Source organism: Desulfovibrio sp. (assembly GCF_019424165.1).
GTDB lineage: Bacteria > Desulfobacterota > Desulfovibrionia > Desulfovibrionales > Desulfovibrionaceae > Desulfovibrio.
The window spans coordinates 1-941 of sequence record NZ_JAHZAA010000030.1 but is presented as its reverse complement, the minus strand read 5'-3'; the positions used below and the strand labels follow the sequence as shown (position 1 = coordinate 941).

1 protein-coding gene is annotated in these 941 nt (G+C 52.3%); it reads right to left on the bottom strand.

The features are described 5' to 3' along the window. Positions 1 to 562: EamA family transporter (locus QZ377_RS09770; protein WP_291440967.1), on the bottom strand; the 562-nt coding region annotated here is incomplete at its 3' end. Positions 563 to 941 lie beyond the last annotated feature (379 nt).

The following is a 941-nucleotide window of genomic DNA, read 5'->3' as shown; positions in this document are numbered from 1 at the left end:
AAACATGCAGCGGCACGATGTTGATCACAAAAATCCAGCAGGCGTAGCTTATGGCGTTGCCGCTGTGCTGCGCGCCCAGACCGTCCGCCAGGGTGTAGCCCATGATGACAAAGGACGTGCGCAACGAAATGAAAATGGCATTCCTGTCCGCACCGCGCCGCATATTGTCCCTTGCAAGACAAAAAACGCCGCAACACAGCGTGAGCACGCCGCACCATGCGCCGAGGCTGAGTGATTCACCGAAGAAAAGCATGGCCAGCGATGTCAGTAGCGGGGCACTGCCGCGCATGATGGTGTAGCCGAAAGTAAGGTCCACCTTCTTGTACGCTTCTGCAATGCAGATGTAGTAGGTGAAGTGACAAATGCACGACATGCCGAGATAGGGCAGGCAGGCCGGATCAGGAAGCGGCAGAAAGGGGACAATGCATGCCGCGCCAAGCCCGGCGCCAAGAGCGTTAAGGCCTGTTTCAAAGAGCTTGTTTTCCCCGCCTTTGACTATGATGTTCCACAGGGCGTGCAACAGGGCGGCAAACAGGACAGTAAGAACAATGTACGCTGGCATGAAAAATTTCACTACGCCCATTGCCGGGCTTTGGCAAACGCCAGTCTGCTGATCATCCACAGGGGCCTGCTGCACGCTGTCAGATTCTTGCGAAGTAAATCATTTCCGGTTCATCTTGAGATATTTTTCTCAAAACGATGCTGTAGTGCATCCCCCGAAGGCCGAAACGCGCGCAAAGCCGAAATGAATTTTTTTCAACATGCTGAAATAAAATGAATTGTCTGTGCGGAATGTCTTGGCATATGTCTTGCTTTTTCTTGGGGTAGCGGCCTGCCAAGTGCTGGTCTGATTCTGTCGGTCAAAGTTTTTTTCGTGGAGCACAACTAACCTTCAAGGAGCCTTATAATGAAGTTTCAGGGTATGACTATCGGTGTGCCGA